This window comes from Providencia hangzhouensis (assembly GCF_029193595.2).
Classification (GTDB): domain Bacteria; phylum Pseudomonadota; class Gammaproteobacteria; order Enterobacterales; family Enterobacteriaceae; genus Providencia; species Providencia hangzhouensis.
Map to the genome: position 1 here is coordinate 3,842,743 of NZ_CP135052.1, position 26,393 is coordinate 3,869,135.

Sequence of the window (26,393 nt, forward strand, 5' to 3'; positions counted from 1 at the left end):
TCTATTCTTTATTACAGGTTATATTCTTACTGGCTAAATGGCTTTGTTTTCCTAACATAATTCGACATGACTGGTCACCACTCCATTTAACCGTTAATTTTTGATCTGGTTGGAAGCCCGTTAAATAAACTTGCCCTTCCTCTGCAATCATTCCCAATACACTATTATTATCAGAGCCATAAACTAAAGCACCAAATGGAGGCGTATTTCCGTCAGGGAATTTAATTGTAACTAACGCTTTTTCCCCCACTAATGTATTGAGTTTTGAATAACCAACCGCGCCATCAGTTAAATTTGATTCAATCACGCTGTCATCAATGCTGACATTGTCTGGTACATTATTAAGGTCTACATACTGGGTCGACCTATAATAGGTTGGAACATTACTAATTGCGGCTAAACCAAACCCATTCGTAACTGATTCATTTTTATTAATTGATACCCCTTTCGCTTTATCTGTATCAATAACCATACGAGCTTGGTTATCATAAACTCGTCGGTGTAAGACTGGGCCTTGGTTGGTAATCGTCAAGGAGCCATCTAGTGACCCACTTAATGTATGGTAATCTTCACCATACGATCCCGTTAGTTGTGCAGTACCATATTGCGTATCACGATAAACGGATGCATTCATTGCCGCATTTTCAAAAAGGTCTTTACTTGATAAACCTAAGCTAACATTATTGTCATTAATTTTAGAATTGTAATTAATATTACTATTATATTTTTTATCAATATCATTATAAGAACTAAAGTATTGAATCCGTGAGTTTCTTTCACCACCAAATGGTATACTTAACGAAAGATATGCTTGCTTAGAGCGTTTACCTTTTACGTAGCTACTTTCACCAATTGATAATGATAAAATCGCATTATTTATAAAACTTGTATTTATGGTTTTATTAAACGATAAATTGAGAGTATTGTTATTTTTTGATTCTTTCCAATAACTTTCCCGTGAGTAACTTAAACTTATATCTGCCTGTAAATCAGGGAGTTGTTGTGTAAAAGAAGTCGTAAATACATTTTTCTGCCGATAATGTGGCGTTAACGGAGTTTCTTTTAAGCTAATATAATCATTCACTGACATAAAGCCTTCATTAGAAAACTGGTACCCTGTTAAATCCAGTCGACTCGAATTTGAAAAACGTTTTGCATAATTAATACGGTAACTTTCACCAGTACGTAAAGCGATATCCTGTAGTTGATTCTTCGACTGTGTAATATCAAAAGATATTGCACCAAAACGTTCCATATTTACCCCAACACCTGCATTATAGGCATGATATTCATCATTAGAGGTTGCAAAAATACCACCAAAAATAGATAAATTGTTGAGGATCCCCCAAGAAGCTTCAGTTGATATAAAGTCATCATTGATGTTTTTATATCCCATTGGGTCTAACCGGCCTGCATTCAGTTTATATTGCACCATGCCTGGGCGTGTTAAAAAAGGAATATTGGTCGAGGAAACTTGGTACTCACGTATAGAGCCATCTTCTTCTGTAATTTTAACATCAAGAGTCCCTGATAAAGAGGAACTCAAATTATCAATTGAAAAAGGCCCTGGTGCCACTTTCATTTGATTCAAGATACGTCCATTTTGTGAGATAGTGACTGTCGCATTACTTGTCGCGGTTCCTGTGACACTCGGTGCATACCCCCTTAGAGAAGCCGGTAGCATGTTCTCATCCGTAAAGACACTAACGCCGTTAAAGCGTACAGAATCAAATACATTACTTACTGTATAATACTTACCCGCAAAAAATTTTGCGGATAAACTAGGTAAATCTGTAAATAAATAAGTTTGCACCCATTTAAAATTATCATTTTTATTATCATTAAAATCTTTTTGATATTGATAATTACTGCGAACACGCCAACGCCCTACATTCGCACCAATAGAACCGAATGAGCTAAAATTATTAATATCTCGAGCATTCTTATACTTAATATAGTTTTCAACAAAGTTGTAATCCAATACGAGTGCATTAACTCCAACTTCCCGTTGCATGGGCGGAACCCAATTGTCATCAGAATACTGAAAATAAGCTTGAGGTATTGAAAGCATTAACTCTTGCTTTTCATCATCGAATCTTGCCTGAATATTTTTATCCTGTGATGCAAGATCATAACACTGACCATTTTCCCATGTTGGTACTTCTTTAATAAATTCTTCTTTTAACCCAATAACTTCTACTAAGTTTCTAGAAATACAAGGTTGTATATTTTCGTCTTTATTTAAAAAGTTTATTTGATCAAAATAATTGATTCTTCGACCATTTACCGATACATTAGAAAAATAAGAACCTTCACTAATTTTATTTTTCTCAAATGCACTTAAATCTATATGAGTATTACCCAAAATAGATAATGCGTCTTCATTAAATTGAACAGAATCCGCATTAACATAGTAAGTGTAAAACAATAAACTAGATACTAAACTAGTCACTATGTTTTTATTAAAATTGTTCTTTTTCATTAGCCGCAATATTCTATAATGGATTTATTGAATGAACTCATATAACTGAAAATGCTGTGAAGCAATTGCTATACACAGCATAATCAGCAAATATAAGATTTATTATTTTTTTAATGTTTTTATATTAATACTTATTGGTAATCTAAAACGTAAGCGACTGTAGATTTAACAGAACCGGCTGTAGCTGCACCTAATGCCTGCATACGAGCAGATAAATTAATAACATTTGTCCCTGCGTTTAAGCTTTGCTCAACAGTATCATTTGTTTTTAAATTTGTTCCACTTGCATTTTGGAATAACACACCAACATTGGTAGCAGTACCAGTACTTGCCCATAAGGTGCCAGCTGCATCCATTTGGCCCGTAAATTTAACTGTTACTTTAGAATAATCAGTACCACTTGCGGTAGGGTCCAAAATACAATCCGTTAATTCTAATGTGAAATCAACATTTGGACCTTGTGAACCAGCTGTTTGTAATGATGCCGCTGGAACAGAACCTAATTGAACTTCTTTGTTAACAGAAGAAGGAGCAATGGTACAAGCACCAGTATTCACAGTACCATTGAATTCAATAGTACCGCTTCCTACATCCGCAGCAAATGAAGTTGATGCAGCAGTGAATGTTAATGCGATAATTGAAGATGCTAATAGCGTCTTTTTCATTTTAAACCCTTATTTCATGATATTATTAATATATACTAAGGCAATACCTTAGTTGGTACACAGCCATATCAATAGTTTTATTGATATAACTAGAATTTAGTTAACTTTATTCTTATCATTATTTTAATGACTTGAGATGTTCGATAACATGTGAAGTAATATAACCTCTAATATGAACCGTAAATATAAGGAGATCCTTAAAACAAATACTAACCTTCATTTTTTTTATTGTTTGAATAAAAACCATGACTTAATAATGAGTTATATTCAGAGGTCCAGCTATTTGATTGTTCTAAATCTATATCTTCAAGGAAATAATGAACACTGACTTTAAGGAAGTCTGCAATCATAACTAAAGAATCGATATCTATTCTGTTAATACCTCGTTCATAGCGAGAAAACTGCTGTTGACTAACATTCAAAGCCATTGCCACTTCAGTTCCTGTTAATCCATACTCCCTTCTAAGCTTTTTTATTCTGCTCCCTACTATTTTGGCAATAGGATATCTAGCTGCCATTTTTATTTCCTTTCTGAAAAATACAAAGTAGATACTGAATAACGTAAGAATAACTAACTGCGAGCAATACTAATTAAATAAAATAAAAATAACAAACTCACATACGAGTAATAAATAAAACCAAACATTAATTTTATTTATTGAAAATGCTGATTATTAACTATTAATATCTGGTTACCCTTAACATAAGTAAGGTTTATGAAACAATGTCTAACGAACTCGTCATTTTTCGGGTAAACACCATCACTAAATATAGTTACTTATCTCATATATTTAAAAAAAACAGTTTTTTTATCCAACAAGTCTTAAACGCCACATGTCATTAATTAACAAGATGTTAACATTTCTTTTTTAATGGAATTTTATATCACCAAAACTTGGTGATACCCGTACCTAAAAAAATAATAAACTTTAAGACTATAAACTTTCTTGAGGCTTTATTAAGCCCTTAACTAAATGCCCTACCTATTGAAGTTATTAAGATTATTCATTCCTACATTCTTTAAATATTTCGTTATTATCCATATCATTTTTATTAGTTAACCATAATAGAATAAAAAAATGGAATAAAAACAATATTCTCAAGAATCGTAGAAATGTTTTAAATTCTTAAACATGGTGCGCCAAGTACACCTGAATTTAAGGCAGCACTAAAAGCAGAGTCTTTTGGTCGGCGCCTCCTAGTTAGTATGAATTTTTTACCTTCGTTTTTGGCATCTTCAACTAATTTTCTCACTAGCTCTAGATTACTCGGTTTTATCAGAAAGTACTCCATTTTCAATATTCCATTAATTCGTTCTGCTAAAGCATTTTGGCAACAATCGTAGCTATCTATCATAGAATATTGAATATTATGTTCTTTATGTATTTCCTGATACTCCGAAGAACAAGATTGTATCCCCCGACCTTAATGATGGATCAGCTTTCTTTCGCTCCTCAATCCTATCCAGTATTTTGTAATAGGCCTGTCGACTGATTTGCATAAAGTGACAAGCTATTGTTACGTTGAGGTTGTAATCCTTTTTTCTTTAATAGTAGAAAACCCACATTTTCATCCCATATTCGCCCTAGAAATGCATGGGATAAATAAGACCATAATAGATTTAGAAGACATAACAAATGCTAACTAATTGTTTTGTAATAACTTTTGTTTTATCTGCTTTACCGGATAAAAATAAGTGAAAAACATCAGAATATCGCCTTCATTTAATCCCATAAAAAATAACATTATAAAACAAACGATTAGACTAGTTTTCTATGCGAATGAATTAATCTAACGCGATAAAGTCATTTCAAACTCATAAACGGATGTAAATAAATATCTCAATAACTCGGTTTTTGATTATTTAAGATATATTTCACTGCTTAAATACTCTTGTAATGCGTTTATTTGTTTTTATGGGTTATGTTGGCGTTTAATGCTTATGGTGGGTTGTTTTTTGGCTTAAAGATCTGCATTCAACGCCTTAACGCGGTGCTAGTGATAATGTTAATAAATATTTCGTTTTTTATTTTCTTTTAATTTCAATGCGTTAATTTAATATATTTCGTTACATTCTACCGGCGAAATACATACTTTAGCGATATCTGATTACTCATTTTATGGATATTATTTGTTTCGTTCTTCACAACAGATAAAAATTTTTAATTAAATGACTTAATATAAGGTAGATAACATGAATAAGACTTTAATTGCATTATGCTTAGCGTTAACGACAACTTCTATTTCTGCAATGGCTGCGGATGCCGGTTCTGGTAAAATTACGTTTAAAGGCACAATTAATAGCGGTGCATGTACAATTGCACCGACTGATGTGAATAAAGAAGTTCAATTAGGTAATATTGCCGCGGTTAATTTAGATGCTGCTGGTAAAAAAGGCCCACTCAATTCATTTGAATTAAAATTACAAGATTGCCAATTAGACCCAAGTGCTTCAGGTACTCCTTATTCTAAAGTAAAAATTACGTTTAATGGCCAACCTGATGCCACAAACGCATCTTTATGGTCAAGCACTGGTAGCGCAAATAACGTTGCAGTTTCATTCTTAGATAGTACAGGTAAAACGATTAAACCCGGTGAGACTTTAGAGCAAACACTGAAAGCGTCTGACACCACAATCATTTTGTCTGCTCAAGCAGAAGCAACCGGTGCCGCCACTTCAGGTAGCATCAACTCTATCGCAAACTACGTATTAAGCTACGAATAAGATAGCCATCATGCCTAAGCAAAAGCTTTACGCTAATTAGCGTAAAGCTTTGTATTCCCACTATCGATTATCATAAGAGTGCCAACATGTATTTTAAGAAAAAAAATATAGGTTATATTATCTCACTCATTATGTGTGGTGGGTATACAAATGCAGAAACTTTTAATATCAATGCCCTTAATTTGTCTGCAGACGACAATATTGACCTAAGCTATTTTGAAAAAAATAGTTTAAGTGAAGGTTTATATGAATCGGATATTATTTTAAATGATAAAAAAATTATCCGCGGCGAAAAAATTAAGTTTATTAATCATGACGGAACGATTGAGCCGTGTATTACGGCACAATTAATAAAACGTTTTCCCTTAAATGAAGAAGCGAAAGAAATATTACTTTCTGCTCAAGAAAACGCATGTATTAATTTATTCTCTCTCGATAAAAATGTGGCTATCGATTTTAATGATAGCGAACAAGTCCTGAGTATTTCGATACCTCAGAAATATATGGCATCGACTTATTCTTCGTGGGTGAGCCCTGAAATGCGCGATTATGGGATTGCGGGGTTAATTTTAGATTATACGATTAGCGATAATCATTTAATCCGTAAAAACGAAGAAACACGTAACCAACTCTATGCCTTCGGGAATGTGGGCGCTAACTTCGCGCAATGGCGTTTACGGGCAAATTACCAATATGAGAATAAATTGGCGGGCGAAGATGGACGGGGTAGCAAGAAACGCAACTTAGATTGGGACCAAGTCTACGCTTTTAGGGACATTGCCAGCTTATCGGCGAAGTTGTTTGCCGGGGAAATTTTCATTAAATCAGACTTGTTTGATAGCGTGCGTTTCAAAGGCGTGAGCATGTTTACCGATGAAAGCATGATGCCACCGAACCTCAGAGGGTATGCCCCTCAAATTACCGGGGTTGCCGCCTCAAACGCAACGGTCACCTTATCACAAAATGGCCGTATCATCAGCCAAGTGAAAGTGCCGGCGGGCCCTTTTGTGATTAAGGACTTAAGTCAATCCATCATGGGCACCATTGATGTGACCGTGGCAGAGGATAACGGTAAAGAAACGAAATTTCAGTTTACGACAACCAATATTCCGTTTTTAACCCGTAAGGGGCAAGCGCGCTACACCTTGAATTTAGGTCAGCTATCCCCGAAAAATGGCACCCATGCTAACGACAATTTTATGACTGTCGAAAGCTCTGTTGGGGTGTTTAACCATACCTCTGTTTTTGGCGGAATCGTGGCGACATCAGGGAATAAATATAAAGCCATTAACCTCGGCATTGGCCAAAATATCGGCTTTTTAGGGGCTTTTTCGGTGGACATCACCCAATCTTACGCCGACACCTTATTGGGGCGTGAGAAAGGCAAAAGCTACCGTATTAACTATGCCAAAGATTTACCGAGTATTGATGGGCAGTTGACATTAACCGGGTACCGTTTTGCCGACAGAACCTTTAACTCTTTATCCAATTTTGTTGAGCAAAACTTTGTCGACAGACAAGATATCGATACCAATAAAGACAAACATGTTTTTTCATTGTCTTACGCTCAGCAATTACGTGGAATGAATGCGAGTGCGAATATCACCGCATCACGTAAAACCTATTGGAATGGTAAACAAAATAACTATTTCAGTGTGGGGCTCAATAAATTCTTCGATGAAGGCGTCATGAAAGGTGGGAATATCTCCCTGTCTTTAAACCAAGTTCGTGGGGCGAATAATAAAACGGATAACCAAGTTTATTTATCCGTCAGCAAACCATTAAGTACTGAAAACCAAAATGCATCAATATCGTATTTCGCCTCTTACAGTGACAGCAACAAGCGCTATGCAAATAACGTGAATTACAGTCGTCATGTTGATAGCAACACGAACTATAATTTAACCGCATCGACCCAAGATGGGTTATCGGAAGGCATGGTGAGCACCTATGTGTCACACAGTGCGGATGCCGGCCAAGTCCAAGTGACGGGGTCATTATCGGATTCCATGACGTCGCTAAGTATGACGATGAGTGGCTCGGTCACCGCGACACAGCACGGTATTTCCGCGCACCGTTTAACCTATCGTGACCAATCTCGCTTAGTGGTTGATGTGCCAAATGCGCAAGGCGTGATGATTGAAAATGGCCATGCGACGACGAATAGCCGTGGGTTAGCCACCATCAGTAACGTTCCGACCTACTATAATATGGAATACAAGGTGGATGTGAACAACCTGCCAGACACGGTAAACATTGATGATAATGTTTTAGCGTCTACACTCACTGATGGGGCAATCGGTTATGCTAAAATGGATGCAGATATTGGTAAGTCACTGATAACACGAATTAAGCTGGCTAATGGTCAATACCCACCATTAGGCTCAGTGGTGAAAAATAACGTAACGGGTAAAGTTTCAGGCATTATTGCTGAATCCGGTATCGTCTACTTAACCGGGTTGAACATGGGCGACCAACTTAGCGTTAACTGGGGAGATGCACAAGCGTGTACGTTCTTAGCGGACAGTCTCCTGGCTAAAAGTAGCGATTCAATTGCTTGTCGTCACTAATGTGATTTCAATGGGTGAAAAAATGACATTATTTAAAAAAGTACTTTCCGTTGTTTTACTCTCAAGCGTCATGAGCCAAGCGTATGCCGTTCTTGGGTTAGATAGAACCCGTGTTATTTTTAATGAAGCCGATGGCGGAACCAGTATCGTTGTTGAAAACCAAGATACCGCCTCTTCGTTTTTAGCGCAGACATGGATAGAAAACCAAAAAGGTGAAAAGCTGACTAACTCACTAGTGGCATTACCTTTTTTACAAAAAATTGGCCCTAAACAGAAAAAACAAATCAAAATTGCGTATATGGATGGGCAAAATACCTTACCCACGGACAGGGAGAGTCTGTTGTATTTCAATGTATTAGGTATTCCACCGCAAGGTAAAGAAGCGAATGCGGTTCAGTTTACTATCCAATCACGCTTAAAACTGTTTTATCGCCCAAAAGGTATTGACTACACAGTCTCTGCCGAGAAAGATTTTCAGCGTGATTTAAAAGTCACAAAACAAGGTGGACAGATTACGTTGTCGAATCCAACCCCGTTTAATATTGTGATCACCAATATCAATGTTGATCAAAATAAAGATAAAGATTTCCCTGAAGTGCTTGTCGCCCCGTTTAGTGATTCGACCGTGACCTTGAAAAACCCGGCATGGAACAGTTTTGAAGTCGCTTATATTGATGACTTCGGTGGTCTGAAATTTAATAAATACCAGTGCGCCGCAGCACAGCCTTGCCAATTATTGCCACAGGCGAAATAAAAAATACAAATGTGGGAGCTTACTGAAATGAAATTTAAAAAACGGTCATGGCAAAGTGGCGTGTTCTTTCTCCTTCTGATGTCAACTTCTGCCGCGTATGCCGGAGTGACATGCCGACCGGGTAATAGTGTACCCGGCTCGACGGGAAATGCGTGGAACCCACTCCCTGAAGTCTATATTGATATGAATACAACCCCCGGCACCGTTGCTCCCGGCACGCTATTGGGCTCTGCCAGTAGTGGTTTCTTTTCATGGGCTTGTGTGTTTTCAGGCTCAAAGGCGGAGCGGACAATTTGGTTTAACAACCAAACGCCAACAACCATAAAAAATACACTTAAAAACAGCGGTGTTAGGCTTTATCAGGACAGTATGTATAGTGGCTCTGTTGAAATAACTGCGGCCAACACCCCGCAGTTAGAAGTGGGCGTCTGGGAAGCGGGCCCTAAAAATGTGCTATTTGGTTACACGTATCGAGTGGTCAGAGGTACGGGAGAGTTAAAATCTTTTGATACCGGTGTTTTTAATGTTGGTTATCACAGTGATTACCAGAGAAAAAGTTTAGGGGATATCTATCAGGCGAGGATTATCGGGAAATTGGTGAACTATTGCCCAACACCGATTGTCCGCATGAGCGATAAAGTGGTTGATTTTAAAGAGCTCACGGCTGAAAATTTTGAAGGTGGTCAAACAGTTAGAGAAAACTTTTCATTAGATTTAGTGCCCGATTCAACGTGTGATGCGGCATTAGAAGTCAGTGTTGCGTTCCAAAGCAACAGTGGCGTGATAAATAAAAAGTACATCGTCTTTAACAATGGCCTACAAGCTGCAATTACAGACAGAACCAATAACCAACAGGTTGCGTTTGATCAGTATTATTATAAAGGGAGTATTAGTAAACAACAGCCCGGCTATTTCCCTTACAGTATCGAGTTATCCAAGAAAGATGCTGAAGCCATTAAATCAGGGCAGTTCAGTAACACTGTGAATGTTTTATTTACCTACCGTTAGTGAGTTTTAGGTTTGTATTAAGTCAATATCACCTTTGTGCGGTGGTATTGGCTTAGCCTAAAATGGCGGAGAGATATGAGATTTTTGCCTTAATCTCTACAATGTCACTTACTATTAGTAAAAATAGTAGAAATATAAAGAAGGCGTGTGATATTAAGAAAGAGATAATTCAAATCAAAGATCCTCTACGCTCATGAAAAATATAATTACTTAATTCAACACCATTTACAGCTTAAAACTCAAGTCATAAAACAGATACTTCTCCCTCTCATCCCATTGTGGTGATTTCCGCCAAAGAAAACTATCACATTGACAAACTTGCTATACAATTTAATCATGCACTGCCCACCAACACCTACATATTTAGGTTGATAAACACCCATCGTAATTGAGGCTATAACCATGAACAACGCGCCATCTTTCCGAGACATCATTTATAGCCTTATAGGGAGTATCCCAAGAGGTAGAGTTGTCACTTACGGAACGTTGGCAAAAATGGCAGGTTACCCAGCTCATGTACGCCAAGTTTGCCAAGTTATTAGAACCATCCCTGCGGGAAGTTCTTTACCTTGCCACCGTATTATTAATAGTCAGGGTAAGTTATCAGTCAAAGGCGAGTGCTATCTACGTCACAAACAAGCCCTTATAGATGAAGGTATTATTTTTGACTTGAACGATAAAATAAAACTAAAGGACTATTTCTGGGAGGGATTTGATTAGCTCTTTCATTCTATTAAGTATAAAAATAATTTTTACCGTAATATTGTAATTGTTGGTACTTAGTAAAATAAACTGTCTCACTCACAGCAGTTTATTTTTATAATTACTATCTAATCTAGTTCCTATGTTTAAAATAACAAAATCATAACTTACATCCTCATTGGTTGCCCTTCATCCAATGAATTAAAAATAGGGCAACCAATGGTTTTTCAATTAAATATCAAAACGCTAACTTCCCGGTGTGAAATAAATCGGGGAACCAGGCCCTACAGGAATCCCTAATACAAATACCCATACGATAAAGAATAATGACCAACCAATGAAGAAAATGATGGAATAAGGCAACATCATTGAGACAAGTGTACCAATCCCTGCATCTTTCTTATATTTCACAACAATCGCCATAATTAAGCCAAAGTAGCTCATCATCGGTGTGATAATATTCGTGACCGAATCACCAATTCGGTATGCCGCTTGAATAGTTTCTGGCGCATAGCCCGCTAACATTAGCATAGGAACAAAAATAGGTGCCGTTACCGCCCATTGGGCTGATGCTGAGCCAATCATTAAATTAATAAATGCACAGATAAGAATAAAGCCAATAAACAGCACACCACCGTGAAGGTCGATACTATTTAAGAAGTTGGCACCTTTAACTGCGATAACTTGCCCGATGTTTGTCCAACCAAAGAAAGCAACAAATTGTGCCGCGAAGAAAATAATGACAAGGTATAAACCGAGCGTACTCATTGCTCCAGCCATTGCATCAACAATGTCTTTATCCGAGCGCATAGTTTTAGCAATATAACCATACACGATGCCTGGAACGGCAAAGAAGACAAAAATAAAGACCACAATACCTTTTAAGAACGGCGAGTTGCTGACTAATCCCGTTTCCTGATTCCGTAATATTCCGTTCTCTGGTACCACCATCAATGCCAAAATTGCCGCTAATCCCCAGAAGGTAACTGATGCCCAGAATAACGCTTTTTTCTCGAGTGGAGTAACGTTTGCAGAAGCATAAAGGCTATTTTCATCTTCATCAACGGCACCACCTGTATATGGACCCAACTGGGGTTCCACAATTTTTTCGGTGATCAAATAACCTAAAATAGTGATTAAAAACGTACTGGCAAACATAAAGTACCAGTTTGCTTCTGCACCCACGATATAAGTTGGATCAATGATTTGCGCAGCTTGCTGAGTGATACCCGAAAGTAACGGGTCAACCGTACCTAATAGTAAGTTTGCTGAATAACCACCTGAAACACCAGCAAATGCGGCGGCAAGACCCGCTAAAGGATGACGACCTAATGAGTGGAAAATAATGGCAGCCAGTGGAATAAGTACCACATAGCCCAATTCTGCGGCGGTGTTTGACATGATCCCCGCAAACACGATAGCCATTGTGGTTAATTTTCGTGGAGCTTTGGTGACAATTAAGCGCATAGCCGCGGAAAGTAAGCCGGCCCGCTCTGCAATTCCAACCCCTAATAATGCCACTAATACCGTCCCTAATGGTGCGAAACCTGTAAAGTTGGTGACGACATTCGCAATAATTTTTCGGATCCCTTCGGCATCCAATAAACTTACAATATGAATAATACCATCTTCTGCCCGCCCTTTTGCGCCTTCTGGGCGCGGATCTGGCACGCTTACACCAAAGTACTGACCAATTGCTGAGGAAACTAATAAAATTGCAATTAAAATAATAAATAAAATGACGGGATGTGGTAGTGCATTACCTAGCCACTCAACCGTTCGCAAAAAACGGCTTCCCTCTTGCTTCTTTTGTTCCATATTTTCTCCTTATAAACAAGAAAAACGGACATTACACAATGTTTTTGTTTTTTACCATTTACAAATAGATCATTTCAAATCAACAAAATTCACACAATTTAGACATAAAATTCAACATAATTAGGGATAATTCATTTTTATTAGTCATTAATATTATTAATTTAAATAAAGGCACCAATTAAAACCAAAGTAAATCAGATAAATTAATTTCTATAAGTGTGGTCAATATAACAATTTTCATATTATCTATGACGTTTATTCGTCATTTATCACTAATTAAATATTATTTTTTAGCAGTTTTATTTCATATTAATAGTAAAAACCTTATTTATAAACACTCGATAAAACCTTACTTATAATTCGGAATAACAACCCCAACAAAGAATAATCTACCAACTTTCTTTATATTGATATGGAAGGCTATAATAGTAAAAAATCAATTCATGGAGTCACTATCATGTCAGTCATTGATCTTTGGGCAGAACGCCATATTCAAGAAGCTCTGAGTAAAGGGGAGCTTTCAAATTTAAATGGGGAGGGAAAAATGTTACAGCTTGAAGATGATAGTTTAGTTCCACCTGAACTTAGGGCTGGGTATCGAATATTAAAGAACTCGGGCTATTTACCCACTGAATTACAACAAAGGAAAGATGCACTAACGCTAAGCCATATGCTACAAGGTCTCTCTGTGGACGACCCCAATTATACGTCGGTGAGTAAGCAATTAGCTTTACTCGAACTAAAACTCAAACAAGCCAATGTAAATACTGATTTTTTACATGGCAACTATGCAAATTCAATTTCTGAACAAATAACCAATAAGTCAAATACCAAATAATGTAGGTAAGTCTTACAATAAATTAATCCATTATCCGTTTACTATTTATCTTAATCATTCTTCCTTTATTTCTCTTTGCTTGATTCGTTATTAAAAATGCCCCTTAATAGTCATATTAAGACTATTTACCTCTTTTTTATATGGTTATCCAAGTATTATCAATCCCTATTTTATACTTATTAATAAGCAAGGGATGGAAAATGGAACAGAAACAATATTCTAATAAATGGCAAGAACGTTTCGACTTTTTTGATAAGCATGGTGCTCCTGATACGCCTGAATTCAAAGCAGCGTTGAAAGCCGCCTCTTTCGGTAAGCGTATTCTCATTAATATGAACATTTTTGCCTTCTTCTTCGGTATTATTTACTTCTTGATTTTAGGGCTGTGGAAGAAAGGGTTGGTGATGCTTGGTATCACTCTTGGGGTTGGTCTAGTTTTGAATATTATTGATTTTATGATTGGTGGAACGATCCCTAATGCCGTCTTTACAGGGGTATCTGTCGGTATGTCAGCGCTGTGGGCCATGGTTGCCAATTATGCTTACTATATTAAAGAAACCAAAGGATTGGACAACTGGAACCCATTTGAAGGGATCCGCATGGTCTAAGCTGTAAAAAGATAAAAATTGGCTGCGGGCGAGGTGGCTAATTTTTATCTGGCAACAAAGCTCCCCAAAATAACCTACCGTAAGTGACTTCCCTGCAAACGATATTCATTCGGTGTTTTGCTATAAAATTGGCGAAATGCATGACTAAATGCCGAATGTGAGTCATAGCCCACCGCTAATGCAATTTGTTCTATTGATTTATTGGATAATAATAAGCGCCCTGCCGCTTCCATGCGTTTTTGTAATAGAAACTGCATCGCCGTTAACTGTGTTTCAGCCTTTATTTTTCGTTGAAGCGTACTCACTGACATACAAAAAGCCGTTGCCATATCTTCACAACTAATAGGATGGTGTAGACGCAGTTCCACCCATTGAGAAAGCTCATCAATCCATTTATTTTCAGGTTTTAACTGTGCCAACAATAGACGAGCAACCGTAAAATTATGTTCCGGAGCTTGTGGGAAGTTTTGCAACCAATTCAAAAGACCAATTGCGGCAGGTGTCAGAGTAAATTGCGTCATTTTTTCATTTAATGCCCATTGTGCTGTAGCAGGCATTTCTAATACGTAATTTTGATTTCCTAGCTGCCCGCTAAAAGCATGGCTCACACTAGGCGGGATCACGACCCCCTTTCCTGCATTTAACAGAAAATGTTGCCGGTACATATTAATTTCCATCTGCCCAGATAACGACAAAACGACTTGCCACTGCCCATCATGTTGATGAGAAATGACGTCGTTCGAATATTGGCGAAAATGAAGCTCAGGTAATCGCAAAGGGTTGCACTCCCACGGTCAATGAATAGCAAGAGTATAGGACTATAGGTGGTAATATTGCTATAGAGGAAGTGACTGGCCTATCTATCAAATTCATCAAAATAAAAATGTTTCAGCGGTTCCATTTGCTGGTGAAGAACTCGTATAACAAAGATATCTTTGGTTCTCTGCCGATAAAAAATGACATGCTTAGAATGATTATAACGCCTAATCCCCTCTGAAATTTCCGCACACTTCAGTCCTATCAAAGGATTGGAGCTCAACATTTCTAACGCACAATGTAAACTTTTAGTATACTCATCCGCTTTACTGACACCAAAATTCACCAAAGTATATTCAAATATTCCTTCAAAATCTTTAGCGGCTAAGTTAGAAAGTTTATACATTATGTGCGGTCTTCATTTTTTTGGCTATATCATGGAGTGTGAATGATGATTCACCGCTTTTTTCACCTTCTTCAATTAGCATCTTCAATGCAGCCGTTTGTTTTTCTTGAATTTCAAGTAAACGCAGTGCGGAGCGAACAACTTCACTTGTTGAACCATACCTTCCAGATGAAATCAGTTGATTTACAAATTCATCTAATTGCGTTCCGATTGTCACACTTGTGGTACGAGCCATAAGATCACCTTTGTGTTAATTATTAACACAATTATTTTAGTGGGTTATCACCATAAAATCAATCAGTGTAGGCATTAGGCTAAAAGCGCCCCATTCGGCAAAGGTAAGTTAAATTCAGCAAGAACAATCGCCCCCTTTTCATCAGATGCCCCCGTGATCAACACTTCCGATTTAATGCCTGCTATACGCTTGACTTCAAAGTTACACACACATAGTACCTGCTTACCAATCAAATCATCTGGCGTATAATTGACAGTGATCTGTGCGCTAGAGCGCTTAATACCCAATTCGCCTAAATCAACTTCCATAACATAAGCTGGCTTTTTGGCTTTACTGTTGACTTGTGCACTAACAATAGTCCCAACACGCATTTCAACACGGGTAAAATCATCCCATTCAATAATTTGCATAAATCCATTCCTAAATTAAATTACTTATGTGTAATAAATTAACATACAACAGACTTTGCGGTTTATCGCCAGAACGTCATTTTATGTAGCCAAACCACCACAGGGCTCAGATGATAAGCAAAAAATAACCCTCATAAAAATGAGGGCTAAAGATAAATAACAGAAAGTATGTTGAAGTACGGCGTTTTCTTTTTTACTACATCGTTGAAAATGTATTCATAATGATCCCACCAGTGATAATGAGGCCCATCGCAAATACTGCTGGGAAATCGGGTTTTTGTTTATATAAAATCATAGAAACGAGTGTCACACCGACAATACCAAACCCACACCATAATGAATAAGCCACACCGACTGGGATATAACCCATTGCACGGGTTAGTGCGAAATAACACAAGCAATAAGCAACAATGACTAATACAGATGGACCCAATTTGCTAAAGCTATTGGTCTTTTTTATCATTGAAGTACCCGTTATTTCAGAGCCAATAGAAAGCGCTAACCATAAAAATCCAGTAAACATAATATTCCCCTTAACTTTGAATTAATGAGCTGTGTTATTTTTTGTTGATAATAATGAAGACTCAGTTTCATCTTTAGATGGTTCAGTTTCTTCCGGATCATCGGAGCCCATTTTGGAGAATAGATTCATGATCACAATGCCACTCGCGATCACGGCCATACCGATCATCGCCGCAGTGTCTGGGTGTTGCCCATAAAATAGCATGCCGAGGGTAGAAACCATTAAGATCCCTGTACCTGACCATGTTGCATAAGCCAAACCAACAGGAATATATTTTACTGCCCGAGAAAGTGAATAGTAACAAATAACATATAGCACAACGATTAATGCCAATAATAATGATTTAGTCATACCTTCACTATTATCAAACATTTTTAAGGTCGATGTTGCTGAGGTTTCAGAAACAATAACCGCCAGCATCCAAAGCCATGACTTTGCTTTAGGGGACATAGATAATACTCCTACAATAAATAGAAAGATTAATTTTTAATTTGATTAAATAACTTTATTTTTTAAGAGACTTTAAATAATCGATTGCTGAATCTGTTAATTTATTTTCATTCGCGCAATACCCCCTAGGGTTATTCATTACTTCCTTTAAAGTAATATAGCGATTTGGATGTTCATCATTTATTTCAGGTTTTAAATTTTCAGTAATATCACGAATTAAAAATTTATTTTCTATTTCATTAAATGAATCAAAATAAACACCTAACTTGATTGCTTTAGTGATATTTTCTTTAATCAACTGATTATAATTTTCATTTTTATTTAAACCTAAAACCTGACTTAATTCACTTTCAGGGCAACAATGGTATTTCAGTGCCAATATCGGCATGTTTTGTGATAATGCATGAAAGACTAACTCACTTTCCTCACTCATAAACAAACCATTGGCTATCTCACCAACGACTTTTGCATCAATAAACGGTAAAAACAGGCTGTCATAATGATTTAAACTATTTATTGATAAGGTGCTTTTATTTATAACACTTCCCAATTCAGCCCATTTTTCAACATCAAAAGACTGGTGCATTGATGCGGTGGCATAAAAGGAAAAAGAAACAGAATCTAACTGTGCCAGTCTTTGGTAAATAGCTTGCTGATACCCCTCAACAGGCGATAGCACCACCAGAACTTGTCGCTTTAACTGACGTAAAACTTGCTGCACAATTCGCTCGATCAGTTTTTCGTTCATTCTGCCACCACTCCTTAGCCCGCGATAAATACGCTATCGTTATTGCGTAAGCCCGCGGCATTTGCTTCATCGGTATCAATATGAAACTCAAGAGAAAAGCGTTCATCCACTCTCACGACAACTTCATCAAACACTAAGCTGCGTTCACCTTCAGTACGGATATTCACCTTTTGCCCATTCACCACATTTAATGCTCTTGAGTCCATCACACTCATATGAATATGACGCTGAGCACAAATAACCTGCGACTCAAGATTGACATGCCCCGCTGGGCCAATCAGTAAAGCATTGCCTGAACCTGCCATGTCACCTGACTCTCTTACCGGCGCTTTTATACCAAGCGCAAAGCAGTCGGCCTTAGACACTTCTAATTGCGTTTTTGGGCGAACAGGCCCTAGTACTCTGACTTTGCTAATCGACCCTTTTGGTCCCACCACCATGACGCATTCTTTCGCCGCAAATTGCCCGGGCTGTTTTAAATCTTTAAATGGCGTCAGCTGATATCCTTGGCCAAACAAGGCTTCAACGTCCTGTTGTGAAAGATGAACATGGCGGTTAGATATTCCGACAGGGATAGCAATGTTGGAAACGCTGCCTTGTGCTGGTGTATAGGCTGAAAGCCGCTCCAATATTTTCCCCATTAATTGCTCATTCATCATGATTTTTTCCCTTTACGCGGGTCATTCTTGATGTCTTTCACATTGATGTCGGTTTTAACTTCAACCACAGGCGCTTCTGTTTTAGCCTCAACAACCGCTTTTTCCACTAACTTTTCTGCTTTTACTTCTGGCTGAAGACTTTTCTCTAACTCACCTTTTTTACTTTTCACTGTTAGCAATTTACTGATTACGCTTTCTTCAGGCCGCGCAATCACTAATGAGCCGACGAGTAGCTGACTATTGGCGATCACTTCAATACCATGGTCAACTGCGGTGCGAACAGCACTGATTTCGCCTTGGAAACAAACGGATACCAGTCCAGAGCCGATTTTTCGATAACCTACAATTTCTACACTGGCGGCTTTACACGCCGCATCAGCAGCCTGTATTGCGGATGTCAGTCCCCGAGTTTCAATTACGCCTAAACTTTTCATCTGTCTCTCCTACTTAGTGACGAACCAGTCGAATATCGAAATCAAATTGTTTGAAGAATGCTTCAAGTTGGTCTAATTCTTCTGCACTATAGGTTGGGTCTTGCTTAACGGGATAAATCATATCCAGTTTGTCGTACTTACCGCGGCCCAACTGGTGATAAGGCAGAATATCGATGCGTTTTACATTGCCGCGTTTGGATAATTCCATCGCATAGTTAATCGCCCCTGTAATGGCATCAAACGAGTCGTTATAGCCACGAACTAATGGCATTCTGACAACCACGTTCGCGCCGAGATCAATCAATCTTTCGAGGTTGCGGCGAACATTTTCATTGCCAATACCGAATAGATTTTTATGCTGCGCAGTATCAATATGTTTAATGTCATAGAGGAATAGGTCGACAACTTCAGCTAACTTTTCATAGTTTTCTAACGATGTTGTACCTTGGGTTTCTATTGCGGTGTTGATCATCATTTTTTTACACTCACGCAGTAGAGCGACTGCAAAATCGGTTTGTAGGCTCATTTCGCCTCCACCGATTGTCACACCACCACCGGAAGAAATATAAAAATCATAATCTTGCATGATGATATCCATCATTTCGGCCACAGTGACATCTTTACCCATGATGTCTAATGCACCGCCAATGCATACTTCTTCACATTTACGGCAACCGATACAATCAATGCTGCGATTCACGCGGTGAATTTGCTCACCTTGCTCATTAATAGTTTTGTAGTGGATCCCTGTCGGGCAGACATCAACGCATTTCCCACAATTGACGCATTTATCGTGGGAAAACATCACTTGAAACTGGCTACTTAACCCTTCTGGGTTAGCGCACCATGGGCAACGAATATTGCACCCTTTTAAGAAAATCAGTGTTCGGATACCGTCGCCATCATAAATCGAGTATTTTTGGATATTAAATATCCGACCTTTAATCTCTGCCGCGCTCATCATTGCACCTCTAACACTATGTTTATAAATCAGAATTTATTATTGTTGTTATAAAATGGCAGGTATAAATTCATACCTGCCTACATGGGTTTAGAACTTCTCAATTACAGTACGGCTAATAATTTCATCTTGAACTTCTTTACAGAGTTCAACGAAGTAGGCGCTGTACCCCGCGACACGAACGATTAAATCACGGTATTTTTCAGGCTCTTGCTGGGCTTTTTTCAGCATTTCGTTATCGACATAGCTGAACTGCATTTGACCGTTTCCTAAGATAGACGCGGTTCTTAGCAAGGTGATTAAGCCGTGGCGGCCTTCTGGTGTGTCCAATAAGCCTTTTAAGAACTTAAAGTTATGCACCATGCCAATATTCATCGTTTCAACATTCATTTTGCTGATTGATTTAATGATGGCAGTTGGGCCTTGTTTATCCGCACCTTGTGTTGGGCTGATACCATCGGATAACGGCATCCACGCCAAGCGACCGTTGGCACTTGCTGCGGTTAACTCACCAATCGGCGTGTTGTTGGAGATGGATAAAGTTCCGTGACTCAGTGTTGAATACAACATGTCGTACTTACGACACTCACGCTCTGTCCACTCCGTAATATCGAGTGCGTATTGGTCAACATAGTCATCATCGTTACCAAATTTAGGCGCATTTAAGCAGTCACGGCGTAATTCGTCATAGCCTTCAAAGTTAGCTAATAATCCATCACGAATTTGCTCAAGGGTGTAGCGGCCATCTTCATAAACCAATTTGCGAATCGCGACAATGGAGTCAACATAGGTTGCAAGACCAGAGAAAATCAGCCCTGGGCCGTGGTTGATCATCGCCCCACCCGCTGCAACGTCTTTCCCTTTTTCCATACAGCCTTCCACTAGCAAAGACATTAAGGGTTTTGGTGCCACATCACGGTGAACTCGCTGGCTGATAACGGTACCGATAGCGGATAAGCGAATAATATGAGCAATCTGCGCTTTCACTGCATTATCAAAGCCTTCGAATGTTTTCAGATCACGTAAATCACCGGTATCTAAGCCTTGGTAGCTATCGAATAGCACCATGCGACCACGGTTTAATACAAACTCAATCGCGATTGGCCATTGGGTGTAACCAGTTGATGTCCATTGATAAATACGGCCTGATTTCTGTGGCTCAACACAGCCCATCAAACAGTAATCACGCGCATCTTCAAAATCGAAGCCTTTACGCAACATCATTTTGATGTGGGAATCGTCGAAGTGACAGGCAGGGAAGCCCATTCCGGCTTTCACGACATCAACGATTTTTTCCATGTATTTCTGTGGTGATTGGTTATGAATACGACAAGCCAACGATGGCTGATACACTTTAACGAAACGAACCGCGTCCATAATTAAGTAAGTCAAATCGTTACAAGCATCACCACCAGAACGTTTTTGTCCACCCACCGTTAAGTTGATAAATGGCTGATAACCGGCAAAATATTTCGCACCCAGCTCACTCGACATCCACATTAACTCAGCACACTTGATGATAAACGCCTGCATCATTTCTAATGCTTGGTCTTGAGTTAAACGGCCTGTTTTGATGTCATTTTCATACATTGGGAAGCAATATTGGTCGAGACGTCCTAAAGAAAGACCTGTTTGGTTTTCTTCGATTTCAAACAGTGACTCAACAGTCCAAATGCTTTGTAATGCTTCTTGCAACGTCGCCGGTGGGTTCGCTGGCACGTTTTCGTTGACTTGTGCGATAGTCAGCAATTCTTCGCGACGTTTTTGGTCTGACTCCAGCACGGCTAATTCACGAGCATGCGCAGCAATACGGTGTGAATACGCCACTACCCCTTCACAGGTTTCAATTGACGCTTTATAGAAATAAATACGGTCAATATCTTCTGGGTTTTCCATGCTTAACTCAGCCAGTTTCGCCTGAGCATCTGCTTTAATGCCATTCATTCCTTTGGTGAATAACAGCACGTCATAACCCGGACAAGTATCTCCACCACCGTTGATTTGGTGATAAGACAAATCACTGACAAACGTTTCACCGCTGAATTCCCATACCCCCGCTTCGCGGTATTGAGCCTCACAAATTTCATCCAATGAGCGCCCTTCCCAGAATGGCGCGATTTCCTCGCGGATCACTTTTTTGTCTTCTTCTGAGATAACAAATGGATCTTGTGGGCGCGTACTCATGGTATCGAGTTCTTCGACCACCCAGCGCCATGCGATATCTGGAGAGAAAGCACCCGCACGGGCTTTACCACATGGATGGCCTACAATCAGTTCTTCCGGCTGAATTAAGATTGGCGCAGTTTCACAAGCGCGGCGGAATGCTTTCGCACGCAATAGAATTGGCGGTAAACCAGGGTTATTTTTGACAACTTCAGTGAAGGCGAGTGCACGATAGATAGACACACTTGGGCGTGCTTCTAAGTAGCGGTTACGCAAGCGTTGTAAGCGAGGCGTTAACCCTTCCATCACTTTGAATTCAGTTTCCGCTTGTGCCGTTGGAGCAACATAGCTGGCATTTGGCGCGGCGTATTGCGGCTGAATGCTGTTTTTTCCGCAATATAAACGAACTTTTAAGCCGTTATTGATGACACTGATGTTTTCATGAGCAGATAACATCATAGCTGATAATTCGTTAATGCATACACGAGGGTCATTCAGATAAATACCGTCTTTTAATGCATCGAACATTGGGTAGCCATCGACTTGCTTGGTTGAGCGAACTTCAGAGAGCTCAGCCAGTTTCAACCATAAACTTTCTACAATCTCATAAGCTTGTGCTTGGGTTAAGCGGCCTTGTTCAATATCGCGTTGGTAGAATGGGTAAACTGCTTTATCGAACCCCATTGGGTTAACTGCATAACTGCCATTTTCTAAATGCAGGATAAGTTGCAGTAAATAGAACGCTTGGCAAGCTTCTTTGAATGTTTGTGCTGGTTTTGCTGGCACATTACGTAAAATTGCTGCGCTTTCTTGTAACTCTGCGCGACGGTATTGATTAGACTCTGCTGCTGCCATGCTCTCTGCTTTAGAAGCTAAAGCTTGCGCAAAATGGATAGCGGCATCACATGCGTAAATTGCCGAGCGGCAGTTATTCGCCTCATCAATACTATTACGGCTAACTGCACTGCCGATATTTCTAACTTTATTTTCTAATTGCGCTTTGATAGCTAAAAAACCGATGTTTAATACCGCTAAGTAATCGGGTGCATCAATGGCGCTATCGCCAGCTAAAAACGTATAAATGCTGTGGCTGTTGATTTCATTTTCAGTATGGAAAATCGCCCCACGAGGCGTTGATGATTGGCTACCAATAATCAACTCATCTTGGGCAATAAATGCAGGAAAATGACGGATAAATTCATAAAAACGTTGTGCAGGTTTAATCGCCTGCGGTGCGCCAGACAGTTGGTTGCCAAGCGCTTCTAAAATATTGGCACGTTCAGTAATAATTGAGCTATTGCGGGCACTTAAGCGTTCAGCCAGCATTTTTACGCGTGGGGTCAAAGCATATTTATTCATGTTAGCCTATCCTGATGTTCTTTCTAGTTTGTTGTTCATCACATAAAAGCGTTAACTGTTAAAAAGACTGTCTATACAGCACTTCCAGTTGCACCTTGCTCACATCCCGTGGATTGGTCGGAGTGCAACTATCGCGCAGTGCTTGCCTAACCATTTCCCCTAAACGGGCGTTAAAATCGAATTCATTAATACCGGTTGCTTGAATGCCTTTTGGCATATTCATTTCATCTTTCAATACGTTGATTGCCATAATTAAGCTCTCAACGCCTTCACGTATTGTTGAAGCAGGTAAATTCAAGTTTCTTGCAAGACTCGCGTAACGTTTCGCGGCTTCGCTATCACAGCGGCCTTCAAAATCCGCATTGAAAGCCACGACTTGAGCCATCAATAAGGCATTGGCACGACCATGTGGAATATGAAATACGCCGCCTAATGCATGGGCTAAGCTGTGAGTTATCCCAAGTGATGCGTTAGTAAAGGCCATACCGGCAATACATGAAGCGTTGTGCATTTTTTCGCGTGCCACTAAGTTGCTACCGTCGCGATAACAATCAATTAAGTGACCAAAAACCAATTGCACTGCTTTTTCTGCTAAGGCATCCGAAAAATCAGATGCGGTGCGAGAAACATACGCTTCCAGTGCATGACACAGCACGTCCATACCTGTATCTGCAGTAATCGAAGCTGGTACGGATTTCACCAGTACAGGGTCTAAAATGGCGACATCTGGCAGCATGAATTCGTCAACTAAAACCAACTTTTCAGACTGTGACTTGATGACTGAAAATGAAGTCACCTCTGAACCCGTCCCACTGGTGGTTGGGATCGCGATAAACTGCGGTTTGACTCGATTGACGTTTTTTCTGGTGTGCCAGAGGGAGTAAATAACAGCTTTCGCAGCATCAATCACCGACCCACCACCGAGTGCAATCACCACATCTGGATATTGCATATCCATGATTTTCATGCCGTTAACAATGGCTGAAATGTCTGGGTCCGGCACAACATCGTCGTAAATCGAAAATGTGATGCCACTTTGGGTTAGCCTGCGAGTGACTTCATCAGCTAAGCCAAACTTCACCATCGCTTTGTCAGTGACGATAAAGGCATGGTGAGCACTCATTTGTGAGATAAAATCCAATGCGTTAGCACCGAATTGGACTTTAGGTTTAATCAAAAACTGGTTCATGCTGTTTTTACTCCTTGGTATAAACCTTCTCAACAATGGCAACCACTGACATGGCTTTGTAATTGTCTTTATTCAAAGCGAAGTAAGCTTCAGCTAACACAATGTCGTTAATACCTGCGCCAACACTGTCGACTGCCACATACGTTTTGTTTTTCAACGGTTCAAGGTCATCCCCTAGCTTGGTAACCATTAATAAGTTACTGCCGCTAAGTTCTTGGCATTTCTGCGTTGCAACAACATGTCCGACTACCTTTGCGAGGATCATGGTTTATACCGCCTTATTCCAATGAGTTACTTATTTAGGCGTCCGAGAACGGCCTTGATGATTTGCTCAACATTTTCTTCAGTGATGTCACCTTGAGAAACTACCGCCTCAGCAGTCGCAGCCGTTGTTACAGTGCTGCCAAATCGGTTATCGCCAGTTGGGTTAGCCGCGGCTGGTGATGCTGCCGTAACAGGGTTACGGAAACGGTTGTCATCAAAAATACTCACTTGCGGTTGATTTACCGAAGTTGATGCTGTTGGCTGTGCAGGTGCACAAGGCTGAGCTGGCTGTCTTAAATCATCAATGGAACGTACGCCATAACCCACTTTACGGATATTGAGTAAGTTCATCGGGCCGACGTTATCTGAACTAGAACCGCCACCAACTGCCCCACAACCGAGCGTTAAAGCAGGTGTGATATTGGTCGTTGCACCAATTCCGCCCAGTGCCGCTGGTGTATTGATCAAAATACGATTGACGGGTTTTTCCAGAGAGAATTGACGAATAACATCTTCGTTCTGCGTATGGATCACCAAGGTATGACCGAGGCCTTCGTTGGTCAGTAAGTCAACCACACGATGGCAAGCTGACTGCCAATCTTCCTCGATATACATCCCTAAAATTGGGCATAATTTTTCGCGGGAGTATGGGTTTTTCGGTGATACGGTGTCTTGTAAAGCAATCAGCACACGTGTGTTAGCCGGAACAGTGAATCCTGCACGTTGACTCAGTGTGATAGCATCTTTACCAACGACTTCAGGGTTGATAGTACCGTTCGCTCTAAGCAACATGGATGCCATGCGTTTCGCTTCGTCTTCATTCATGAAGTAAGCGCCTTGAGCGAGCAGTTCACGATGAACTTCGTTGTAAATGCAGCGTTCTACAATGATCGATTGTTCTGAAGCGCAAATGACACCGTTATCAAAAGTTTTACTGGTGATGATGTCACTCACCGCTTGCTTGATATTGGCACTACGTTCAATAAATGCAGGGCCATTACCTGGACCACCGCTGATGGTTGGTGTACCGGATGCGTAAGCAGCGCGTACCATGCCTTCACCTCCCGTTGCCAAAATTAAAGAAACGTCTTTGCTGTGCATCAGCTCTTTCGTTGCTTCAAGAGTTAGCATCGTGACGCCATCGACAATTCCTACTGGCGCCCCCGCTTCTAATGCGGCTTTTTTGACAATTTCTAATGTGCGGAAACTGCAAGCTTTGGCATTTGGATGAGGGGAAAAGACAATGGCATTACCCGCCTTCAAGGCAATCAACGTTTTGTAGATGATGGTAGATGTTGGATTAGTAGAAGGAACTAACGCCGTGATCACACCAAGAGGAACCCCCACATCCATGACTTTGTTGACTTTGTCATCATTAATGATGCCAACGGTTTTGAGATCTTTAATGTGTTCATAAACACGCATTGAAGCAAAAGTGTTTTTCAGGACTTTATCTTGCCACTTACCGAACCCAGTCTCTTCATTGGCCATTTTTGCCAGCTCTTCTGCATGAAGTGCGGACTCAATTGCAATGTGTTTAACGATATTATCGATTTTTTCCTGCGAAAATGTCGCAAACTCTTTCTGCGCTTGTTTCGCGTTTCTAACTAGCTCTCTTGCCAGTTGTCTGGATTGCAGATCTTTGTCTAATGCAACCATGTCTTCC

25 protein-coding genes and 1 pseudogene are annotated in these 26,393 nt (G+C 39.6%); 7 read left to right on the forward strand and 19 right to left on the reverse strand.

All coding sequences use genetic code 11. The annotated features are described in order from the left end of the window. Position 1: 1 nt before the first annotated feature. From PZ638_RS17550 to PZ638_RS21280, 4 genes and pseudogenes are all read right to left on the reverse strand, one after another. Complete coding sequence (locus tag PZ638_RS17550; protein WP_272674669.1) at positions 2-2,482, reverse strand: fimbria/pilus outer membrane usher protein; 2,481 nt, start codon at positions 2,480-2,482, stop codon at positions 2-4. Between the two features lie 131 nt (positions 2,483-2,613). Beyond that, positions 2,614-3,147 (reverse strand): fimbrial protein, encoded by a 534-nt coding sequence (locus PZ638_RS17555; RefSeq protein WP_004258955.1) that lies wholly within the window; start codon positions 3,145-3,147, stop codon positions 2,614-2,616. 209 nt (positions 3,148-3,356) lie between these two features. Next, positions 3,357-3,665 (reverse strand): helix-turn-helix domain-containing protein, encoded by a 309-nt coding sequence (locus PZ638_RS17560; protein ID WP_004258958.1) that lies wholly within the window; start codon positions 3,663-3,665, stop codon positions 3,357-3,359. A gap of 712 nt (positions 3,666-4,377) precedes the next feature. After that, positions 4,378-4,569 (reverse strand): annotated as a pseudogene (locus PZ638_RS21280) (IS3 family transposase); the annotation flags it as partial. A 772-nt stretch (positions 4,570-5,341) separates the two neighbouring features. On the opposite strand from PZ638_RS21280, the gene PZ638_RS17565 reads away from it, so the two are divergent. The 5 genes from PZ638_RS17565 to PZ638_RS17585 all read left to right on the forward strand — a co-directional run bounded on the left by PZ638_RS17565 (position 5,342) and on the right by PZ638_RS17585 (position 10,924). Continuing rightward, complete coding sequence (locus tag PZ638_RS17565; RefSeq protein WP_004258966.1) at positions 5,342-5,872, forward strand: fimbrial protein; 531 nt, start codon at positions 5,342-5,344, stop codon at positions 5,870-5,872. Positions 5,873-5,958: 86 nt separating this feature from the next. Then, a complete protein-coding gene (locus PZ638_RS17570) occupies positions 5,959-8,442 on the forward strand; it encodes a fimbria/pilus outer membrane usher protein (RefSeq protein ID WP_272674872.1) in 2,484 nt (827 codons plus the stop codon). A 22-nt stretch (positions 8,443-8,464) separates the two neighbouring features. Beyond that, positions 8,465-9,196, forward strand: a complete 732-nt coding sequence (locus tag PZ638_RS17575) for a fimbrial biogenesis chaperone (protein ID WP_311972592.1) — start codon at positions 8,465-8,467, stop codon at positions 9,194-9,196. Between the two features lie 27 nt (positions 9,197-9,223). Beyond that, a complete protein-coding gene (locus tag PZ638_RS17580) occupies positions 9,224-10,204 on the forward strand; it encodes a hypothetical protein (protein WP_175427131.1) in 981 nt (326 codons plus the stop codon). A 402-nt stretch (positions 10,205-10,606) separates the two neighbouring features. Then, the gene (locus PZ638_RS17585; protein ID WP_094961548.1) at positions 10,607-10,924 is read left to right on the forward strand and encodes an MGMT family protein; all 318 of its coding nucleotides are present in this window, start codon (positions 10,607-10,609) and stop codon (positions 10,922-10,924) included. A 228-nt stretch (positions 10,925-11,152) separates the two neighbouring features. Here the strand turns inward: PZ638_RS17585 and PZ638_RS17590 are convergent, their stop codons facing one another. After that, entirely contained in the window at positions 11,153-12,724 is a 1,572-nt protein-coding gene (locus PZ638_RS17590) for an AbgT family transporter (RefSeq protein ID WP_110591172.1), read from the reverse strand. A 457-nt stretch (positions 12,725-13,181) separates the two neighbouring features. Here PZ638_RS17590 and PZ638_RS17595 point away from each other — a divergent pair, with 457 nt between their 5' ends. Together PZ638_RS17595 and PZ638_RS17600 are read left to right on the forward strand one after the other, a co-directional pair. Further along, complete coding sequence (locus PZ638_RS17595; protein ID WP_181488670.1) at positions 13,182-13,562, forward strand: DnaJ family domain-containing protein; 381 nt, start codon at positions 13,182-13,184, stop codon at positions 13,560-13,562. 200 nt (positions 13,563-13,762) lie between these two features. Then, entirely contained in the window at positions 13,763-14,170 is a 408-nt protein-coding gene (locus tag PZ638_RS17600) for a DUF2628 domain-containing protein (protein ID WP_036958052.1), read from the forward strand. A 74-nt stretch (positions 14,171-14,244) separates the two neighbouring features. Here PZ638_RS17600 and PZ638_RS17605 read toward each other — a convergent pair whose 3' ends face one another. The 14 genes from PZ638_RS17605 to PZ638_RS17670 form a co-directional block, all read right to left on the reverse strand. Beyond that, positions 14,245-14,946 carry a helix-turn-helix domain-containing protein gene (locus PZ638_RS17605; RefSeq protein WP_036958053.1) on the reverse strand — a complete coding sequence of 234 codons (702 nt, stop codon included), beginning with the start codon at positions 14,944-14,946 and terminating at the stop codon, positions 14,245-14,247. Positions 14,947-15,026: 80 nt separating this feature from the next. Further along, positions 15,027-15,332: a type II toxin-antitoxin system RelE/ParE family toxin gene (locus tag PZ638_RS17610; RefSeq protein ID WP_047757257.1), complete on the reverse strand. Its 306-nt coding sequence runs from the start codon at positions 15,330-15,332 to the stop codon at positions 15,027-15,029. Then, entirely contained in the window at positions 15,325-15,567 is a 243-nt protein-coding gene (locus PZ638_RS17615; RefSeq protein WP_094961552.1) for a type II toxin-antitoxin system ParD family antitoxin, read from the reverse strand. The genes PZ638_RS17610 and PZ638_RS17615 overlap by 8 nt, the downstream gene beginning before the upstream one ends. Positions 15,568-15,641: 74 nt before the next feature. After that, positions 15,642-15,977: a tRNA-binding protein gene (locus PZ638_RS17620; protein ID WP_112308058.1), complete on the reverse strand. Its 336-nt coding sequence runs from the start codon at positions 15,975-15,977 to the stop codon at positions 15,642-15,644. Positions 15,978-16,173: 196 nt separating this feature from the next. Beyond that, positions 16,174-16,500 (reverse strand): DMT family transporter, encoded by a 327-nt coding sequence (locus tag PZ638_RS17625; protein WP_004259019.1) that lies wholly within the window; start codon positions 16,498-16,500, stop codon positions 16,174-16,176. Positions 16,501-16,521: 21 nt separating this feature from the next. Further along, complete coding sequence (locus tag PZ638_RS17630) at positions 16,522-16,950, reverse strand: DMT family transporter (protein WP_004259023.1); 429 nt, start codon at positions 16,948-16,950, stop codon at positions 16,522-16,524. Positions 16,951-17,005: 55 nt separating this feature from the next. Beyond that, on the reverse strand, positions 17,006-17,671 hold the full coding sequence (locus PZ638_RS17635) for a hypothetical protein (RefSeq protein ID WP_226617001.1): 666 nt from the start codon (positions 17,669-17,671) through the stop codon (positions 17,006-17,008). A gap of 41 nt (positions 17,672-17,712) precedes the next feature. Next, positions 17,713-18,357 (reverse strand): phosphate propanoyltransferase, encoded by a 645-nt coding sequence (locus PZ638_RS17640; protein ID WP_004259030.1) that lies wholly within the window; start codon positions 18,355-18,357, stop codon positions 17,713-17,715. Beyond that, positions 18,354-18,791, reverse strand: coding sequence for a BMC domain-containing protein (locus PZ638_RS17645; RefSeq protein WP_047757251.1), 438 nt, complete (start codon positions 18,789-18,791; stop codon positions 18,354-18,356). Before PZ638_RS17645 ends, PZ638_RS17640 begins: the two co-directional genes overlap by 4 nt. 13 nt (positions 18,792-18,804) lie before the next feature. Next, on the reverse strand, positions 18,805-19,755 hold the full coding sequence (gene cutD, locus PZ638_RS17650) for a choline TMA-lyase-activating enzyme (RefSeq protein WP_004259033.1): 951 nt from the start codon (positions 19,753-19,755) through the stop codon (positions 18,805-18,807). 87 nt (positions 19,756-19,842) lie between these two features. Beyond that, positions 19,843-23,274 (reverse strand): choline trimethylamine-lyase, encoded by a 3,432-nt coding sequence (gene cutC, locus PZ638_RS17655; protein ID WP_272674550.1) that lies wholly within the window; start codon positions 23,272-23,274, stop codon positions 19,843-19,845. 58 nt (positions 23,275-23,332) lie between these two features. After that, a complete protein-coding gene (locus tag PZ638_RS17660; protein WP_206277720.1) occupies positions 23,333-24,463 on the reverse strand; it encodes a 1-propanol dehydrogenase PduQ in 1,131 nt (376 codons plus the stop codon). A gap of 7 nt (positions 24,464-24,470) precedes the next feature. Next, complete coding sequence (locus tag PZ638_RS17665; RefSeq protein ID WP_004259057.1) at positions 24,471-24,728, reverse strand: EutN/CcmL family microcompartment protein; 258 nt, start codon at positions 24,726-24,728, stop codon at positions 24,471-24,473. A gap of 26 nt (positions 24,729-24,754) precedes the next feature. After that, positions 24,755-26,386 carry an acetaldehyde dehydrogenase (acetylating) gene (locus tag PZ638_RS17670; protein ID WP_136135367.1) on the reverse strand — a complete coding sequence of 544 codons (1,632 nt, stop codon included), beginning with the start codon at positions 26,384-26,386 and terminating at the stop codon, positions 24,755-24,757. Positions 26,387-26,393 lie beyond the last annotated feature (7 nt).

Excerpts from the sequence above, each read along its gene's own strand:
- PZ638_RS17625 (WP_004259019.1), bottom strand. The coding sequence starts at position 16,500 with ATGTTTACTGGATTTTTATGGTTAGCGCTTTCTATTGGCTCTGAAATA.
- PZ638_RS17615 (WP_094961552.1), bottom strand. The coding sequence starts at position 15,567 with ATGGCTCGTACCACAAGTGTGACAATCGGAACGCAATTAGATGAATTT.
- PZ638_RS17555 (WP_004258955.1), bottom strand. The coding sequence starts at position 3,147 with ATGAAAAAGACGCTATTAGCATCTTCAATTATCGCATTAACATTCACT.
- PZ638_RS17645 (WP_047757251.1), bottom strand. The coding sequence starts at position 18,791 with ATGAAAAGTTTAGGCGTAATTGAAACTCGGGGACTGACATCCGCAATA.
- cutC (WP_272674550.1), bottom strand. The coding sequence starts at position 23,274 with ATGAATAAATATGCTTTGACCCCACGCGTAAAAATGCTGGCTGAACGC.
- PZ638_RS17580 (WP_175427131.1), top strand. The coding sequence starts at position 9,224 with ATGAAATTTAAAAAACGGTCATGGCAAAGTGGCGTGTTCTTTCTCCTT.
- PZ638_RS17560 (WP_004258958.1), bottom strand. The coding sequence starts at position 3,665 with ATGGCAGCTAGATATCCTATTGCCAAAATAGTAGGGAGCAGAATAAAA.
- PZ638_RS17575 (WP_311972592.1), top strand. The coding sequence starts at position 8,465 with ATGACATTATTTAAAAAAGTACTTTCCGTTGTTTTACTCTCAAGCGTC.
- PZ638_RS17610 (WP_047757257.1), bottom strand. The coding sequence starts at position 15,332 with ATGTATAAACTTTCTAACTTAGCCGCTAAAGATTTTGAAGGAATATTT.
- PZ638_RS17590 (WP_110591172.1), bottom strand. The coding sequence starts at position 12,724 with ATGGAACAAAAGAAGCAAGAGGGAAGCCGTTTTTTGCGAACGGTTGAG.
- PZ638_RS17585 (WP_094961548.1), top strand. The coding sequence starts at position 10,607 with ATGAACAACGCGCCATCTTTCCGAGACATCATTTATAGCCTTATAGGG.
- PZ638_RS17600 (WP_036958052.1), top strand. The coding sequence starts at position 13,763 with ATGGAACAGAAACAATATTCTAATAAATGGCAAGAACGTTTCGACTTT.
- PZ638_RS17565 (WP_004258966.1), top strand. The coding sequence starts at position 5,342 with ATGAATAAGACTTTAATTGCATTATGCTTAGCGTTAACGACAACTTCT.
- PZ638_RS17640 (WP_004259030.1), bottom strand. The coding sequence starts at position 18,357 with ATGATGAATGAGCAATTAATGGGGAAAATATTGGAGCGGCTTTCAGCC.
- PZ638_RS17595 (WP_181488670.1), top strand. The coding sequence starts at position 13,182 with ATGTCAGTCATTGATCTTTGGGCAGAACGCCATATTCAAGAAGCTCTG.
- PZ638_RS17550 (WP_272674669.1), bottom strand. The coding sequence starts at position 2,482 with ATGAAAAAGAACAATTTTAATAAAAACATAGTGACTAGTTTAGTATCT.
- PZ638_RS17665 (WP_004259057.1), bottom strand. The coding sequence starts at position 24,728 with ATGATCCTCGCAAAGGTAGTCGGACATGTTGTTGCAACGCAGAAATGC.
- cutD (WP_004259033.1), bottom strand. The coding sequence starts at position 19,755 with ATGATGAGCGCGGCAGAGATTAAAGGTCGGATATTTAATATCCAAAAA.
- PZ638_RS17570 (WP_272674872.1), top strand. The coding sequence starts at position 5,959 with ATGTATTTTAAGAAAAAAAATATAGGTTATATTATCTCACTCATTATG.
- PZ638_RS17630 (WP_004259023.1), bottom strand. The coding sequence starts at position 16,950 with ATGTCCCCTAAAGCAAAGTCATGGCTTTGGATGCTGGCGGTTATTGTT.
- PZ638_RS17660 (WP_206277720.1), bottom strand. The coding sequence starts at position 24,463 with ATGAACCAGTTTTTGATTAAACCTAAAGTCCAATTCGGTGCTAACGCA.
- PZ638_RS17670 (WP_136135367.1), bottom strand. The coding sequence starts at position 26,386 with ATGGTTGCATTAGACAAAGATCTGCAATCCAGACAACTGGCAAGAGAG.
- PZ638_RS17620 (WP_112308058.1), bottom strand. The coding sequence starts at position 15,977 with ATGCAAATTATTGAATGGGATGATTTTACCCGTGTTGAAATGCGTGTT.